The organism is Imperialibacter sp. (genome assembly GCF_048007035.1).
Lineage (GTDB): Bacteria > Bacteroidota > Bacteroidia > Cytophagales > Cyclobacteriaceae > Imperialibacter.
This window is the reverse complement of sequence record NZ_CP180355.1, coordinates 3434250-3451547: the sequence shown is the minus strand read 5'-3', so window position 1 is coordinate 3451547 and position 17298 is coordinate 3434250. Positions and strand designations below refer to the sequence as shown.

The window sequence follows — 17298 nt, the reverse complement described above, 5'->3', positions numbered from 1 at the left end:
AAAAGAATTAAAGGCTAATGAATGTACAATTTGCAGCAAGCACCTGGCTTTGGACGAGTCCTTTCAGCTCCGATTCTGTATCACTTTTTCCGAAAATCCGAAAAATAGGTTTCGATGCCGTAGAAATTGCCGTGGAAGATCCTGCGTTGATCGATACCGGCATATTGAACCGTGCCCTTAAGGACAATGACATCAGCCCAATTATTTGTGGAGCGTTTGGGCCAACGAGAGACTTAACCAACGAAGATCCTGCCATTCACAAAAACTGCTTCAATTACATAGAGCAATGTTTCGATATCTGCGAAGCCGTAGGAGCCAGGTTCGTAGCCGGGCCCATGTATTCAGCGGTTGGAAAAGCACGCCTTGTGTCTCCCGAACAAAGAAAAAAAGAATGGAATTTGGCGGTTACTAATTTGCGAAAGGTGTGCGAGAGTGCTCAGAAACGAGGATTATCAATAGCATTGGAGGCACTAAACCGCTTCGAAACCGACCTCATCAATAATTCGGAGGATCTGATGAAGCTGATCAACGACATCAATCACCCGGCGGCAAGGGTATTGATAGACAGCTTCCACATGACCATAGAAGAAAAAAACCTGAACGATGCAGTGAAAACGGTCGGTGATAAGCTCATTCACGTGCAGGTTTCAGAAAACCACAGAGGCATTCCGGGCACTGGCATGACCAATTGGAATGATTTGAAAACTGGACTTGAAGCTGTTGGCTACAATGGTGTGATTTCGATAGAAAGCTTCACTCCCAATGTGCAGGAACTTGCCGGTGCCGTTTGCATTTGGAAGCCATTCGCTCCTACACAAGACATCTTTGCAGAAGAGGGGCTGAAATTTCTTAGGCAATGGGCGAAATAATTTTACTCTTTCTCGATAATCGTCTTCCGGAGTGTCATATCTGCAAGACCTGGAAGGGAAGGCAGGTATCCCAAGTAATCAAATAGTAATTTTTGAGATTTACTCAGTACAAACACATACAATCATGGCAAATAAACCCATCAACATCGCAATCATAGGACTCGGCTTCGGAGCCGAATTCATCCCCATCTATCAAAAGCTGCCAGGCGCCAACATGTATGCCATTTGTCAGCGCAACAAAGAAAAGCTGAATGAAATCGGCGATGCCTTCGGCATCGAAAAGCGCTACACCGACTACGACGAGCTGCTGAAAGATCCAAACGTTGACGCAGTGCATATCAACACGCCTATTCCAGACCATGCAAAGCAGTCAATTGCGGCACTCAAGGCTGGCAAGCACGTAGCCTGCACAGTGCCCATGGCCACCACTGTGGACGAATGTCGGCAGATTGTGGAGCTGGTAAAGGCAACCGGCCTCACCTATATGATGATGGAAACGGTGATCTACAGCCGTGAATTTCTGTTTGTGAAAGAAATGTACGAGAAAGGTGAAATGGGCCGCATCCAGTTCCTTAGAGCCTCGCACCAGCAGGAAATGGCTGGCTGGCCTGGCTACTGGGAAGGTTTGCCTCCCATGTACTACGCCACCCACTGCGTTGGCCCTGTGCTGGCGCTCACCAAAGGGGAGGCTGAGCAAGTGTCGTGCCTGGGTTCAGGCCGCATCGACGAGAAACTAATTCCTGTCTACAACTCTCCGTTTGCCATTGAAACCTGCCATATCAAATTCAAAGATTCCGACCTGGCAGCTGAAATCACCCGTTCTCTCTTCAACACTGCCCGCCAGTATCGTGAGAGCTTCGACGTGTATGGCTCCAAAAAGTCATTCGAGTGGACGCTGATTGAACACGAACAAAGTGTGATTCACACCGGTGAGACGCCAGAAAAAGTGACTATACCTGACTATGCACATTTGCTCCCGAAAGAAATCCAGTCGTTCACCACTGCTGGCGTCTACGACTCCGACGACAACCAGCACCTGTCCTTTATACAGGGCTCTGGTCATGGAGGCTCTCATCCCCATCTGGTCAACGAATTTGTCAATGCCTTGCAGGAGAAAAGAGAGCCGTATCCAAATGCCCGTCAGTCAGCTAATATCACTTGTGTGGGTATTTTGGCGCACGAATCTGCTATGAAAGGCGGCCAGCCAATTAAAATGCCGGACTTCACGCTGTCAAAGTAAAATTAATGCACAAATAAAAAGCCTTACCCGAGTGATCAGGTAAGGCTTTTTCTTGTGCTCTCCAGAGAGTTACTCCTCCGTTTTCAGCACCCTCTTCTCCATATCAGTCTCAGAAATCTTCTCCACAAATATTCTTCTGAAGCGACCCGCAACGTACGTCGTACCCAACACCACCAAATGATTTTCATCATCAACAGTTAATGAAGACAGGGTAAACGGATTGGCATAACCAATGTAGGTAAGGCCAGCAAAGTTGCCCGAGTTCTTCTCGTACATGTACAGGGCTATTTGCCTGCTCTTGGTTTCCGCTGCGTAAATAATGTACTCAACTTCGTTCAGCGTATAGTTCTTCAGCACAACTGGGGTGTGCGGTCTCCATTCCGCCGCATTGCTGGTGTACAAATCAACGCTCGAAGAAAGACCTCCCGTGCTCAGCGTGACGGATGGATAAATGTAATTGTCGTCAAACTGGTAGCCCGAAATGGCAAACGTACTTCCGTTTATTGGGAGCACGCTTCTGATACCGGCGTCGGTAAACTGCCCCTGCACTACACCAGCCGGGTCGCCCGAGAAATTGGAGAAAACCAGTGACATGCTGTAATTAAAAAAGCCGTTGAAATAAACCAGCGAACCGGACACCTCGCCACAGAAAAAGGGCAACGACTTACCGTCTGGTTGTGTATAGTGATTAATAATGGCTTCTTCCACATCACTGCCGGGGCCAATAGTATAGGCTGCGCTTGAGCCAACACTTCCGGTTCTGTCTACTTTTGAAATTACCGATAGCTTGTCATCAGGATTGTAGCTCAACAGCAAAAACTGATTGTCGGATGTTAATGAACCCGCCAGCGGATAAAGCAAACCATTCAATGGTGTAGCGGTAATGTTTCCGAAACCCGGAGTAAAGGAAACCAGACTGGCCTGAAGGCTTACCGGATCCATGGCGAAGAAATAGAAGAAAGTATCGATTTTCATCAGATCAGAAGTGGGAGCAATGGTGTTTTCTGAAAATTCGTAACTGCTCTCAAACTCCCCTTCTTTGTCAACCTGCACCAGCTGAACGCCTGGAAACTGAGTTCGATCCAGCGTTGTGGTAGCAAGGATCACATAGCTGTCCGTGCCCTCTTCCACGTCAAGCGGCCTGTAGTCAACATTATAGTTGCTATGATCGTAAATCCGGGTAAAAGAAGTAACCGGAACCTCATCATCCTTTTTGCAACCAAGCAATACCAGTAGAACAATTAAGTAGTATAGTTTCTTCATAATCAAAGGGCCTGGAATTGTTTGTCGATAAAGCGGAGCGGGAATACAAAGCTCACACTGCCCACAATATGACTCAAATGGACATCATCATTCTGGTCGCCCAGTGACGACAGCTCATTTTGGCTGGTACCCTCCCGGGTCACGCTATTAAGCGATTGGTTGTAGGTGATCTCGATCACTGTGCGAATGTTCCAGTAGTCAAAGCTGGCACCACCGCCAGCCACCCAGCCATAGTAGTTTTGAAAAGCGTCTTTCACTCCAAGATTAAGCGTACCACCATCGATGGTTTGCGGTGCCCCGAACGAATAGTCTGTTTGGGTGATTTCTATCTGGCGCTCAGCACCTACAAGGAACGAGTAGAAACCTCCTCCAAGCACAAACGGCCGTAGCTTTCCGTTCTGGATAAGGTCATACTTAACAAAAATCGGCACATTGATCACATCGACTCTTTGCTCCGACTCATAGATAGTGGCAAATCTTTCTGACTCCTGCTCTCCATTCCATTCAAGACTATTCGTATACCGGTACCTGCTTCTTTGATACATAGGATGAAGCCCAACAGAAAAGCCCCGGTGGTAAAAGGTCATCTCAATGCCTGCCTGCCCACCCGGTAATGCGTAGCTATCATAAGTCTTCGTCAGCCTATCCGACGGGTAGTCAATCGGGCTGAAACCAGAAAGCTGCGACTGCGCCATGGGATTGGCAAAGTTGGTTCCAAACTTAACACCCAGCCAGAACTGTGTATCAAGAAACCCATACTTGGGTTTGTTAGGCTTCGGCTTTTTCACAGGTTGCGCCTCGGCTACTGCCATAACAAACAGTAGCAGCCCGGGCAACAACAGCCACCTAATTGATAATGAGTCTTTTTGCATCATTCAATTTTTCAGAATTAACTTTTATAAGATACACCCCGGGCGACAGCTTGGGCAATTGCACTTTTATTTCCTGCGACCCCGGCGCCAAACGCTGCGTGAAAGCCATAACCGTGGCGCCAGTTTCGTCAATAAGTTTGAAAGCTGCCTCCTGCACATCGTTCACTTTCACTTTCAGGTTCACCACATCAGATGCCGGATTGGGATAAACGCTCTCAATTTTAAAGTTAACAGAAAGATTCTGTTGAGCGCCAAGAATCACCTCTTTGATAAGATCCATCGGCTCATAGTTACCTCCCGTTTCCTTGGGGCCTTCTATCAGGTCTTCAAAAAAGATATCGTTTGCTACAACACTCTTGTCGACACCCATCCATTCATGCAGGATATTAGCATAGATCTGCCTGAAGTCGTGCTGCATTTCCACATTACTCTTGGTTAAATCCGGGTTTGTACCATAAACACCCGGTTTCACCCCGCTGCCAAACATCATTACCGGCCCACCTGTACCATGGTCGGTACCGTAACTGCCATTTGAGCCAATTCTTCTGCCAAACTCCGATAGCGTCACTGTAAGTACCTTATCCTCAATGCCTCGGGAAAGCAGGTCTCGCTGAAAGGCCCTGATGGCTGAGGTAATATGGTACAATAAAGCACCGTGCACTCCCATGGTCGAGTCATAGTCCTCCACCTGATTAGCATGGCTGTCGAAACCACCAATTTTCACAAGGAACACCTTTGTTTTCAGCCCACCGCCAAGCAACCTGGCTATGAGCTGAAATTGCCCACTCAACGGATTTCTCTTGCTGCCGCCAGGTGCATTGAAGGGATACCTTTCCGGGTAAGTAACGCTTGTTGCCGATGCACTCTCGTAAATCTGTAGTAGTCGTTTAATATAGGTTTCTGATTTATCCTCAAGGCTGAGTATCCAGTCCATTTCCTTTCCGTATGGCGAAGTTCTCAGGAACTCAGGAGGAATACCCCTTGGGTCTATTCCCTGATCCTCAAACCCTGAAAGCTGATCTACAAGATTGGCCAAGCCGGTGGGGCTTCCCCCCAGTCCTATCGATGTCGGAATGTTGCCGTCCTGGTGAAAAAGCAAGGATACATCATTGCCCATTTCAAGCGCCAAAGGGTCTGGCATTGCCGCATTCGGGAAATCCTCCGGATACTTCTGCGGGCTATAAAGGCTGGTGAGATAACGTCCTGCCCAACCTGAATTGAAGTAATCGTCGGATGTGCCACCCATCATCCAGATGTCGGTGCCCCTGAAGTGAGACCCATTATTATTCTTGTAGGACACCCCCTGAAACATGGCAGCCTTCCCAACATCGTACATATACTTAAAGTCCAGCATGTCCGGATGGAGCCCCACCTGGTCTGGAGACAGCAGCGTGCTATCGAGAGGAATAAGCGTACGGTTGCCAACTTTGTTAGGTATAGCAATATTGGCTCTCCGGCTATAGTATTGATCGTATTGCTCTATGGGTATAAAAGTGTTGAGTCCGTCGTTACCGCCGTTCATTTGCAAAATAATCAACACCCTGTCGTTGTCGCTTTGCGCTGCCAGCCTTTGAAGAGGTTCGTAGGAAGCAAGCAATTTGATAGGTACACCCTGAAATGCGATGGGCATTCCAGCTGCAAAACCTAGTTTCCTGATAAAATTTCTCCTCCTCATAATTACATCAATTGATACTCCGGTGACTGCAACATGGCATTCAACAGATTGGTGAGCTGGTTTGAAATCACTTCCGTATCCACTCCATTTTGCCACCTGAAAGTCCAGGAAGCTTCGGGGTCGGGGTCGATCTGCGGACTAAAAAGAAAAGCATTCATAAAGAAATTGAGGCGTTCCACAGTTATCTCATTGGTTGCATTGGCATCAAAAATTAGGTTTTCAGACATCGGCAGAAAGTACCCAGCCAGCGCAATGACCAAAGCCCTGGCATTGGCCGCAGTAGCATTTGGTATATGGGTCTGCACAAATTCAAGTGCATTGACCTCGCCAAGCTCCATGGGGGTTTCCATGGTAAGGTGTTGCCTGATAAAGTTGTACCTATTGGTCAGGTAGTTGGTAGTAATCCAGGCCCGGTTGAACAAAGGAAACTGGTGATACGCAGAGTAGCCAGCCACCTCGAACGGCTCGTAGTAGTCCATTCCCTGCACATCCACGCTACCTAACAGAGATCCTGTGAATGAGTAAAACCCTTCAAGGTCAGTGGCATAGTCAGGAGCTTGCACACCAAATGAGCGCATGAAACCCACAACCATGTCTAAAGGTGACTTGATGATACCACCAAAGCTATCATCGTCAACACCATCTGCGGCCTCGTAAAACTCCCTGCTTGTGAAAAGTGTCTCCAGCGTTGGCTGTAGCTTGAAATCATTGGCCGTAAAAACATCGGCGATGTCCTGAATTACCCCGCTCTGAGTCCCGGCGTTTATTTCGTGGTAAATAAAGAACCGATAAATCTTCCTGGCGATATTTCTTGCCGTCTCCGGCTGGGCATAGATCATTTCAATCAGCTGATCTACCTCGTCGATCATGCTTTCCTCGTTGGGTTGCCCGTTTGGCTGAAGAGTTATGTCGGGCTGAATGGTGGCTCCCCCCATTCTGGCACTAAAAGTCTTAATGCCGTTGTCATGGCTACCGCCACCGCCTTTTATTACACCTCTCGGCAAATTTGTGTCCACATCGACAGTTAAAAAGCTGTCGTCAGTGTTGAAGCCAGAAAGCACTCTTGCCGCCTGCTGCACGTCTTCCTCGGTGTAGTTAATGTAGTCACCCTGAAATTCCGCTTCAGGCAATGTTCCTTCCAGGCCTCGCCCAATAGAGTACAGCTCCATCAATTCCCTGGCATAGTTCTCATTAGGGCTGCCCTTTACGTTCAGTCTGCCATCCAGAAACACCAGCATGGCATTATCAAGGCAAATCTTTTTGGTGAGTCCTTTGAAGCTTTTAACCAATATCCGATCAGGGATAACCAACTCCGGGTCGCCCGGCACCAATCTATCTTCTTTGTCGAAAGCGTAGAACCTAAAGAGTGCATTCTGGAAATAAAGCGCCCGGCTGCTATTCACCACCGATTTCTTTGTGGTAAAGTGAGTGTGCATAAAAACCACCAATCGTTCCCTGAAAGCATAGGCCAATGATTGCTCATTGGATATACCTGCGCTGAGCATTTGGCCTATATGCCATCTTAAAAAGTACTGTTCAAGCTCGAACCCTTCGCTATTGGCATCGGTAGTGCCTGACACCACCCACTCCTGCCCTGTCAAAGGGTCTACTGGCAAAGGAGGTTCTGGAATATCAGTCATAAATAACCTGCCAATCGCTTCCTGTGCAGTAAGACTGGCATATTCATCCACCTGCGTCAGTGTAGCACCAAAACAGGCCCTTCTCAGTAGGTGTGCAGCCCTTTTCTTGCCCAGCGTTCCTGATAACGGTGTTAGCGCCATATACTATATTGTAAACTGGTTGTTGGAGTAAAACTCAAATTAGTTATAATTCTTATTAGATAAAGTATACTTGGGAAAATTAAACAAAGACATAACATTAACTATTCACTGTTTCACATGCTCAAGGGTATTGCATCAGAGCCAGTCTGACTCTAACTTTTGATCGGAAAGTGCTTTCCAATACACATTTTAAGCATTTAATTTTACTTTCGCTCACTACTTATAATTAAAAAGTGCATTTTAACATTTACACTCTACTTAAACCTACTTATGAACAGTTTTGAAACGCTAGACTGGATAGTCATTGTCGGCTATTTTGTGGTAATCGGTGGCCTGGCCGCCTGGGTCATTTCCCGAAAACAAAAAACTACAGAAGACTACTTCCTTGCAGGCCGCAACATCGGTTGGTTTGTGGTTGGCGCTTCCATTTTTGCTTCCAACATCGGTTCGGAGCATGTGGTCGGCCTTGCCGGCACAGGAGCCGGTGACAAAATCCCTATGCTGATCTATGAGCTCCATGCCTGGATCGTGCTCATGCTTGGCTGGGTATTCCTTCCTTTCTACATCCGCAGTGGTGTTTTCACCATGCCCGAGTTTCTCGAAAAAAGATTCAGCCCGGGAACACGATGGTTTCTCAGCGTCTTTTCGCTGGTGGCCTATGTACTCACCAAAGTCTCCGTAACGGTGTATGCCGGTGGAATTGTGATCGCCTCTTTATTGCAAATTGATTTTTGGTTTGGCGCCTTGATGACAGTTATTCTTACAGGCATCTACACTGTGCTTGGAGGCATGAAGGCCGTGGTATACACCGAAGCACTGCAAACTATTGTGCTTGTTATTGGTGCAGGCACTCTTACTTTCATTGGCCTCGATGCCGTGGGTGGATGGGACGGCATGCGGTCAGCGCTGGAGCCAGGCTACCTCAACATGTGGCGCCCACCCAGCGATCCTGACTTTCCGTGGCCAAGTCTGGTTTTCTCCAGCACCATTGTCGGCATTTGGTACTGGTGCACCGACCAGTACATTGTACAAAGAGTGCTGTCTGCCAAAAACATCAAAGAAGGACGCCGGGGTACCATTTTCGGCGGGTTATTAAAGTTGCTTCCTGTGTTTCTGTTTCTAATTCCAGGCGTGGTTGCTCTGGCCTTGAAAAACCGTGGCGAGCTTTCGTGGGACACACCTGACCAGGCCTTTGCCACGTTGTTGATGGCCAAGATGCCGGTGGGCCTCAAAGGACTTGTGGCAGCAGGCTTGCTGGCCGCCCTGATGAGTTCACTTGCCTCAGTGTTTAATTCGTGCTCCACGCTTTTCACGGTTGATATTTACAAAAAGCTAAGGCCCGAAACCCCAGACGACAAGCTCCTGAAAGTAGGCCGGATAGCCACTGGGATTGTCGTTGTGCTGGGCATCCTGTGGATCCCGATCATGCAGAATATTTCGGGTGTATTGTATGAATACCTGCAGTCGGTACAATCGTACATTGCGCCACCAATTGCGGCTGTGTTCTTATTGGGCATCTTCCACAAAAGAATCAATTCGAGGGGCGCATTAACTACACTTATCGTTGGTATGGCTGTGGTTTTCATCAGACTCTCACTGGAGCTGGCAAGCGATTCGCTTAACCCTGACAGCTTCTTGTATGCCTTCGGAAACGTGAACTTCCTTACGTTTTCATCGTGGTTCTTTTTGTTCTCCATTTTGGTTTGTCTGGTCGTCAGCATGACTTCTGCCGCACCATCGGCCGAACAAATAAAAGGGCTTACGTTTAGCACTTTGAGCGCTGAACAAAAAACCGAAAACAGAGCCAGTTACAACGCCTGGGATATTGTTTTCTCGCTGGTAGTGCTGGCCATTGTGGTCTATATCATGACCAGCTTTACGGGATAATTAGCCATCAACCCCATTTTATGAACTTATACAGGAAAAGCGCTTCGAAAGAGGCGCTTTTCTTAGTATGTTAGAGAGGCAGATCAGTTAGCTGCCATTTTTATTACACCTACCTATTTATGTCGAGCAAGCAAAACTACACCCTGGGGTTTGTCTTAGTGACTTCCCTGTTCTTTTTGTGGGGCTTCCCCAACGACCTTACCAACCCAATGGTTGAGGTGTTTAAAAATGTGCTAAACATTTCCAATGTAAAAGCCTCCTATGTCCAACTCGCCTTCTACGGAGGCTACGGCACCATGGCCATCCCGGCAGCACTGTTCATTAGAAAGTACAGCTATAAATCGAGCATTATTCTCGGCCTCTTTCTTTTTATGTTGGGGTCGCTGCTCATGTATCCGTCGGCGCTGCTTGTGAGCTACAACTTGTTTCTAGTATCATTCTATATCCTCACGTTTGGCCTGGCGTTCCTGGAAACCACAGCTAACCCAATGATCCTTGAGCTGGGGCCAGCAGAGACAGCCACGCAGCGATTGAACCTGTCACAGGCTTTCAACCCAATAGGTGCGCTCACAGGACAGGTGATTGCACGGATTTATGTCGTCGACAGGCTTGATACAAAAATTGGCGCCGATGCCCCCACTGAATTACTGTCTTTAGAACAGAAACAGCAAATCATTGAGCATGACCTCTCCATTGTAAGCACTCCTTATATAGTGCTTGGTTTCGTGGTGCTCGCTATCATGATTTTGTTTATGGTGGTGAAAATTGACGATCCCGCCAGACATGTGGACAAGCTCGATTTAAGAACGACATTCAAAAAACTATTCTCTAACAAGGACTACTACGAAGGCGTTTTGGCTCAGTTTTTCTACGTTGCCTGCCAAATCATGGTGTGGACGTTTATTTATCAGTACGTGACCAATTTGAACGAGTCACGACCGCTGGATGATCAGCTAAATGCAACGGTTTATGTGGTAGCTTCCACCATCTTGTTTCTGACCGCCCGCTGGATATGCACATTTCTCTTTCGCTATATCAACTCAGCCAGACTGATGCTCATTTTTGCTATGCTTGGGTCTGTGCTTTGTATCGGCGCCATACTTATTAATGGCATGGTAGGCTTGTACTGCCTGGTAGGTGTTTCCTTTGCCATGTCGCTGATGTTTCCAACGATCTATGGCATTGCCCTCAGAGGCATGGGCGATGAGGCAAAGCTAGGGTCAGCAGGACTGATACTGGCCATAGTGGGTGGTGCTTTGATGCCACCTCTTCAGGGAGCCATCATCGACTGGGGAGGAACTGGATTAAATGACTTGCAATTGTTTGGCTCCATTCCTGAGGTCAACTTTTCTTTCATCTTACCGTTATTCTGCCTCCTTTTAGTAGGCATCTATTGCCTGAGAGTAATGAAAAGAAATAAAGCACTTTCGTAAACGACTGAAGATGCAGACTTTCTACCTGACACTTGACCTGAAAGATGATCCACAACTCATAGCTGACTATGAAAGGCATCACCAGCATGTGTGGCCGGAAATTTTGGACAGCATCAAAGAAAGTGGAATAGAGCAGATGGAAATATACCGCTCAGGCAACCGGCTCTTTATGGTGATGAATGTGAATAGTACTTTTAGTTTCGAGAAGAAGGCTGCGATGGATGCCACAAACCCAAAAGTACAGGAATGGGAAAAATTGATGTGGAAGTACCAGCAGGCGCTGCCCACAGCTAAACCTGGCGAAAAGTGGCTTTTAATGGATAAAATATTTTCTTTGACTGAACAACTAAGTAAGGATGTATAATCTTAAAAATAGAACAGCCGTCATTACAGGAGGTGCCAGTGGTATTGGAAAAGCTACCGTTTTCGCTTTTGCAAAAGCCAGTGCTAACGTGCAAATCATTGACGTGAACCAAACCAATGTCGACGCCACCCTCGCCGATTTAAAATCTGAAGGGCTTACTGCAACTGCTCATATCTGCGATATCAGCAAACAAACTGAAGTAAGAAAGCTTTTTGCAACCATTGGCGACATTCATATCCTGGTGAATAATGCCGGCATTGCCCACGTTGGTAGGGCCGACACAACCAGCGAAGACGATTTCCAACGGGTGATGGATGTGAATGTAAAAGGCGTCTACAATTGTGTTCATGAGGCTATTCCAATCATGAAAAAACTTGGGGGCGGTGTAATTCTCAATATGGCCAGCGTGGCTGCGCAAATGGGCATTGCTGATCGTTTTGCCTACTCCACCAGCAAGGGGGCTATCTATGCAATGACATTGTCTGTTGCCAAAGACTACCTGGCCGACAATATCCGGTGCAATAGCGTTTCTCCCGGCAGAGTGCACACACCTTTTGTGGATGGGTTTTTAGCCAAAAACTACCCAGGCAAAGAGCAGGAAATGTTCGACAAACTTTCAAAAACACAGCCGATAGGCCGAATGGGCACACCTGATGAAGTTGGCCATCTGGTCTTGTATTTGTGTTCCGATGAGGCTTCTTTTATTACCGGAACAGATTACCCAATTGACGGCGGATTTATAAAACTTAATACCTAGATACATGCAACTACTACGATTTGGCCCGGCGGGCAAAGAAAAACCAGGTGTAGCCATCGACGGCCAGCACTATGACGTATCACCCCTCGGCGAGGACTATGACGAAAAATTCTTCGGAACCGGTGGGTTGGAAAGGCTAAAGGGCTTTGTTGAAAGAAATAAGCCTTCTCTTGACAAAGTGCCGGCAGGTGCCAGAATTGGCAGCCCTATTGCCCGACCCTCCAAAATTGTCTGCATAGGCCTCAATTACGCCGATCATGCCAAAGAATCTGGTGCCAAAATTCCCGAAGAGCCCATCCTTTTCATGAAGTCTACAACATCACTTGTCGGGCCAAATGATGACGTAATGATTCCTAAAAACTCGGTAAAAACTGACTGGGAGGTGGAACTGGCAGTCATCATAGGAGCGAAGGCAAGCTATGTGTCAGAAGCAGATGCCATGAAACACGTGGCTGGCTACTGCTTGCACAACGACGTATCGGAACGGGAATTCCAGCTGGAGCGTGGTGGCACCTGGGACAAAGGCAAGGGCTGCGACACATTTGCCCCCCTCGGGCCCTATGTGGTCACTCCCGATGAAATAAAAGACATCAACAATGTGCGTCTTTGGCTTTCCGTCAACGGCAAAATGATGCAGGACGGCTCCACCTCAGACCTGATCTTTAAGGTGCCATTCCTCATCTCTTACCTGAGCCAGTTCATGACCCTGCTTCCAGGTGATGTTATTTCCACAGGAACACCTAAAGGTGTTGGGCTCGGTTTCAATCCACCGATTTACCTGAAGCCAGGCGACGTGATGGAGCTGGGCATCGACGGCATGGGCGTGTCGAAGCAGAAGGTAGTTGCATGGAAGGCCTGACTGCCTGCAACGATGCCAAAAATTGACGCTCATCAGCACTTTTGGAAGTACGATCCGGCCCGACATGGCTGGATCGACGACTCCATGAAGGTGATACAGCGGGATTTTATGCCCGATGACCTTGAGCCGGTGCTTCATGCGCACGGCATCGATGGCTGTGTCCTCGTACAAGTCGATCAAAACCAGCAAGAAAATGAATTTCAGTTGGCGAATGCACAAGCCAACGATTTTATCAAGGGCGTAGTGGGCTGGGTGGATTTACAAACGGAAGACATAGAGCAGCAGCTCGCCTCGCTTAGCAAGCATAAAAAATTGAAAGGGTTTCGACACATCCTGCAGGGAGAAACCGACGACGCTTTTATGTTGCGACCAGCTTTTCGAAATGGGATCGGAAAGCTCAGGAAATTTGGATTGACGTATGACATTCTCATTTTCCCAAAGCACCTGAAAAATGCCTGCGATTTAGTCAAAGAGTTCCCCGATCAGCCTTTTGTGTTGGATCATCTTGCCAAGCCGTACATCAAGGCAGGCAAGATTGAGGAATGGAAAAAGGACATTGGTGCGTTGGCCCAGTTCAACAACGTTATGTGCAAGGTATCTGGCATGGTCACCGAAGCCGATTGGAAAAACTGGCAGAAGGCTGACTTTCGCCCTTATCTTGATGCCGTTGTTGAAGGCTTTGGAATGAATCGTCTCATGTTCGGCTCCGACTGGCCCGTTTGCCTTTGTGCAGCCGACTACACGCAGGTGGTCGACCTCGTCGACGATTATTTTTCCGGCTTTTCAAAGAGCGAGCAAGCAGCTTTTTTGGGGGGGAATGCAACGAGGTTTTATCATTTGGATTGAGCAAAACATTATGAATCTACACCTAAAAGACAAAGTAATCATCGTCACCGGCGGCGGAAGAGGCATAGGTGAAGCCATTTCCAAAACCCTGGCAGAAGAAGGTGCCATTCCTGTCATCATAAGTCTTGATGAGCAAGACAACCTGAGGGTGGTGGCCGACATAGAGAAGTCAGGAGGGAAAGCTTGCCAGCGCTCGACGCAATTGACCAGCCCGGAAGAATGCGAAAAAGCCGTGCAATTTGCTTTTGAAAAAGCTGGGCGGATTGACGGCGTAGTGAATAACGCCGGCGTTAACGACAGTGTGAACCTGGAGCATGGTAGCTACGAAAAGTTCATGGCAAGCATCCATAAAAACGTGGTGCACTACTATATGATTGCTCATTATGCCCTGCCCTACCTTAAGGCGGACAAAGGTGCCATCGTGAACATCGTGTCGAAAACCGCCGAAACCGGCCAGGGTGGCACCTCTGCCTACGCAGCGGCCAATGGTGGACGCAATGCCCTCACCCGGGAATGGGCGGTGGAACTGCTGAAATACGGCATTAGGGTCAATGGCGTGGTGGTGTCTGAGTGCTGGACACCTATGTACGAATGGTTTGTGGCCCAACAGCCCAACCCAAAAGAGTACCTGAAAAAAGTAACAGACCGAATTCCGCTGGAAAACCGAATGACAACACCGGAAGAAATCGCCAACGCAGTTGCGTTTCTACTTTCTGACAGATCGAGCCACACCACCGGACAACTCATTCATGTCGATGGCGGCTACGTTCACCTCGACAGAGCACTTTAATTCGTGAGCGTCTGCAATCAAGTAAGGGACAACGCCATCTATCTCGTCATCTACTCGACAACCCTATGGACTCTTCTAAACTGAAATAGACGATCACTAAATGAAATCCCTCATTTGCACCACACCCGGCCAGTTCGAATATAAAGACATTGTAGAGCCTCTGTTTTCCAAAGGCAACACCATTCTGAAAATCAAAAGGATAGGCATCTGTGGTACTGATCTTCATGCCTATGAAGGCACCCAGCCCTACTTCAATTACCCGAGAATCCTGGGGCACGAACTAGCAGCTGAGATAGCCGAAACAGACGCTCCAGGCTTCTCAAAAGGCGAGCAGGTTACCTTCATCCCCTACTTCAACTGCGGCACCTGCATTGCCTGTACTTCTGGCAGGCCCAACTGCTGCGAAACCCTTAAAGTAAGTGGTGTGCACATCGACGGCGGCATGGCTGAGTACCTTTCTGTCCCTTCTTATTCTTTGGTGCATGGCAACGATCATACCTTAGAAGAACTGGCTCTTGTGGAGCCGCTGGCAATCGGAGCCCACGCAGTAAGACGGGCGCAAATAAGAAAGGGCGAATTTGCGCTGGTGATTGGTGCCGGGCCTATTGGGTTGGGCATTATGGAGTTTGCCAGAATAGCCGGTGCCAAAGTCATAGCAATTGATATCAACGACCAGCGACTAGCCTTTTGCAAAGAAAAAGACATTGTGGCCCTTACGGTTAATCCTTCAGAAGGAAACCCTGCCGAAACCATTAAGGACATCACAGCCGGTAGCATGCCAACTGCGGTTTTCGACGCCACTGGCAGCTTGTTTGCTATCAATAAAGCTTTTAGCTACATGGCACACAGTGCCCGGTACATACTCGTTGGTCTGCAAAAAGGAGACATCACATTCAGCCACCCCGAGTTTCACAAACGGGAAGGCACCCTGATGAGCAGCCGCAATGCCAGCCGGGAAGACTTTGAGCATGTGCTGGCCTCCATGAAAAGTAAACTCATCGACCCGGGTACCTATATCACACACCGGGTCGCCTTTGATAAAGTAAAGAAAACTTTCGACTCGTGGCTCGATCCAAAAACAGGCGTCATCAAAGCTATGGTGGAGATGTAAAACCCGTTTTTCAGCATTCTCTAAAAATATGTAACTAGGGGCCGTTTTGACCTCCCAACCGATTTCAATGAAACTTACCAAACAAACCCTTCAAGAAATTGAATTCCCGAAAGGAACCGCTGTGCCTCCCTCCAACGTCTTTACCCTCCCGGAAAAAGTGCTCCAGTTTGGCACAGGCATTCTGCTTCGTGGACTTATCGACTACTTCATCGACAAAGCCAACAGACAAGGGCTTTTCAATGGTAGAGTTGTCGTTATTAAGTCTACCGACCGGGGAGGCGCCGACGAATTCCAGGAGCAGGACGGACTATATACCCATGTTGTCAGAGGCATTCAAGAAGGAAAAACTGTTGACCAAACAATTGTCAACAGCAGCATCAGCCGGGTGCTTTCCGCTAAAAGCGAGTGGGAAGAAATCATGAAATGTGCGGTCAATCCCGACATAGAGGTCATTGTTTCCAACACCACCGAAGTGGGAATTGCTTTACTTGACGGGGATAAAATCACGGCCAAGCCTCCAGCATCATTTCCAGGTAAGCTGCTGGCCATATTACAGGCTCGCTACGCTGTCGGCCTGCCAGGGTTTGTCATCGTGCCCACAGAACTTATTGTCGACAATGGACAAAAGCTGAAAGACATCGTGCTTACGTTGGCACAACAAAACCAGCTGGATACAGCTTTCATAAAGTGGATTTCCGAAGCCAACCACTTCTGTAGTTCTCTTGTCGACAGAATAGTGCCCGGAAAACTTCCCGATACTGACCGCAATTTCGACTACACTGATGACCTGGCCATTCTTTCTGAACCTTACAGCCTCTGGGCTATTGAGGCAGCTCATCAAAGAGTCGCCGAAACGATTTCTTTTGCCAAAGCAGACAAAGGCGTTGTGATTGCACCAGATATCACAAAGTACCGGGAACTGAAGCTGCGACTGCTCAACGGAACGCATACCCTTTCAAGTGGCATAGGAGTGCTCGCTGGCATCGAAACGGTGAAAGAAGGCATGAAAGACAATGCACTGTCCGGCTTCATTGAAACCCTCATGATGCAGGAGCTGGCACCGGCCATCAGCGGCCCATCGCTTTCGGTAGACGAAGCCCGAAGCTATGGACAAACTGTTCTTGATCGCTTCCGCAATCCATTTATCCAACACAAATGGCTGAGCATCACCTTGCAGTATTCTTCCAAAATAAAGATGAGGGATGTGCCTATTTTGCTCAAACATTACGAGCATAATTCGGAAGCGCCAAAGTTGTTCGCCCTTGGCTTTGCGGCGTTCATTCGTTTTATGAAGTCAGAAGCAAAAGGGGAGGAGTACTATGGAAACGCCAATGGAAAAGAATATATGATTCAGGATGACAAAGCTGGCTACCTGAGCGATCTTTGGAAAAAGCATGGTGAGGAGAAAATAGCCAATGCCGTACTCAGGGACGAAAGCCTTTGGGGCACCGATCTCACCAGGCTACCAGGCTTCGAAAAAGACGTCACCGAAAAACTCTCCCTTATTTCTTCCGGCGGAATGAGGGCTGCACTGCAAACTGTTTTGTAAAT

15 protein-coding genes are annotated in these 17298 nt (G+C 48.0%); 11 read left to right on the top strand and 4 right to left on the bottom strand.

Translation table 11 applies throughout. The features are described 5' to 3' along the window. Window positions 1–17 precede the first annotated feature (17 nt). Both ACMVP2_RS14860 and ACMVP2_RS14855 read left to right on the top strand, forming a co-directional pair. The gene (locus tag ACMVP2_RS14860; RefSeq protein ID WP_416864075.1) at window positions 18–869 is read left to right on the top strand and encodes a sugar phosphate isomerase/epimerase family protein; all 852 of its coding nucleotides are present in this window, start codon (window positions 18–20) and stop codon (window positions 867–869) included. Window positions 870–993: 124 nt separating this feature from the next. Further along, window positions 994–2109 carry a Gfo/Idh/MocA family oxidoreductase gene (locus ACMVP2_RS14855; protein ID WP_416864074.1) on the top strand — a complete coding sequence of 372 codons (1116 nt, stop codon included), beginning with the start codon at window positions 994–996 and terminating at the stop codon, window positions 2107–2109. Between the two features lie 69 nt (window positions 2110–2178). Here the strand turns inward: ACMVP2_RS14855 and ACMVP2_RS14850 are convergent, their stop codons facing one another. Genes ACMVP2_RS14850 through ACMVP2_RS14835 form a run of 4 tightly spaced genes read right to left on the bottom strand, consistent with a single transcriptional unit; the run spans window position 2179 to window position 7700 of the window. Further along, entirely contained in the window at window positions 2179–3372 is a 1194-nt protein-coding gene (locus ACMVP2_RS14850; protein WP_416864073.1) for a hypothetical protein, read from the bottom strand. Between the two features lie 2 nt (window positions 3373–3374). Further along, on the bottom strand, window positions 3375–4247 hold the full coding sequence (locus tag ACMVP2_RS14845; RefSeq protein WP_416864072.1) for an outer membrane beta-barrel protein: 873 nt from the start codon (window positions 4245–4247) through the stop codon (window positions 3375–3377). Continuing rightward, window positions 4219–5919, bottom strand: coding sequence for a DUF1501 domain-containing protein (locus ACMVP2_RS14840; RefSeq protein WP_416864071.1), 1701 nt, complete (start codon window positions 5917–5919; stop codon window positions 4219–4221). Before ACMVP2_RS14840 ends, ACMVP2_RS14845 begins: the two co-directional genes overlap by 29 nt. Before the next feature lie 2 nt (window positions 5920–5921). After that, a complete protein-coding gene (locus ACMVP2_RS14835; RefSeq protein WP_416864070.1) occupies window positions 5922–7700 on the bottom strand; it encodes a DUF1800 domain-containing protein in 1779 nt (592 codons plus the stop codon). 270 nt (window positions 7701–7970) lie between these two features. Between ACMVP2_RS14835 and ACMVP2_RS14830 the strand changes: the two genes are divergently transcribed. From ACMVP2_RS14830 to ACMVP2_RS14790, 9 genes are all read left to right on the top strand, one after another. After that, window positions 7971–9587: a sodium:solute symporter gene (locus tag ACMVP2_RS14830; RefSeq protein WP_416864069.1), complete on the top strand. Its 1617-nt coding sequence runs from the start codon at window positions 7971–7973 to the stop codon at window positions 9585–9587. Window positions 9588–9706: 119 nt separating this feature from the next. Next, a complete protein-coding gene (gene fucP / locus ACMVP2_RS14825; protein WP_416864068.1) occupies window positions 9707–11020 on the top strand; it encodes an L-fucose:H+ symporter permease in 1314 nt (437 codons plus the stop codon). A 10-nt stretch (window positions 11021–11030) separates the two neighbouring features. Further along, the gene (locus tag ACMVP2_RS14820; protein WP_416864067.1) at window positions 11031–11384 is read left to right on the top strand and encodes an L-rhamnose mutarotase; all 354 of its coding nucleotides are present in this window, start codon (window positions 11031–11033) and stop codon (window positions 11382–11384) included. Continuing rightward, on the top strand, window positions 11377–12141 hold the full coding sequence (locus ACMVP2_RS14815) for an SDR family NAD(P)-dependent oxidoreductase (protein ID WP_416864066.1): 765 nt from the start codon (window positions 11377–11379) through the stop codon (window positions 12139–12141). Before ACMVP2_RS14820 ends, ACMVP2_RS14815 begins: the two co-directional genes overlap by 8 nt. A gap of 4 nt (window positions 12142–12145) precedes the next feature. After that, a complete protein-coding gene (locus tag ACMVP2_RS14810; RefSeq protein WP_416864065.1) occupies window positions 12146–13000 on the top strand; it encodes a fumarylacetoacetate hydrolase family protein in 855 nt (284 codons plus the stop codon). Window positions 13001–13012: 12 nt separating this feature from the next. After that, window positions 13013–13846 (top strand): amidohydrolase family protein, encoded by an 834-nt coding sequence (locus ACMVP2_RS14805; protein ID WP_416864064.1) that lies wholly within the window; start codon window positions 13013–13015, stop codon window positions 13844–13846. 10 nt (window positions 13847–13856) lie between these two features. After that, window positions 13857–14636: an SDR family oxidoreductase gene (locus ACMVP2_RS14800; RefSeq protein ID WP_416864063.1), complete on the top strand. Its 780-nt coding sequence runs from the start codon at window positions 13857–13859 to the stop codon at window positions 14634–14636. 100 nt (window positions 14637–14736) lie between these two features. Further along, window positions 14737–15747 carry a zinc-binding alcohol dehydrogenase family protein gene (locus ACMVP2_RS14795; protein WP_416864062.1) on the top strand — a complete coding sequence of 337 codons (1011 nt, stop codon included), beginning with the start codon at window positions 14737–14739 and terminating at the stop codon, window positions 15745–15747. A 67-nt stretch (window positions 15748–15814) separates the two neighbouring features. After that, a complete protein-coding gene (locus tag ACMVP2_RS14790) occupies window positions 15815–17296 on the top strand; it encodes a tagaturonate reductase (protein ID WP_416864061.1) in 1482 nt (493 codons plus the stop codon). Window positions 17297–17298: the final 2 nt, after the last annotated feature.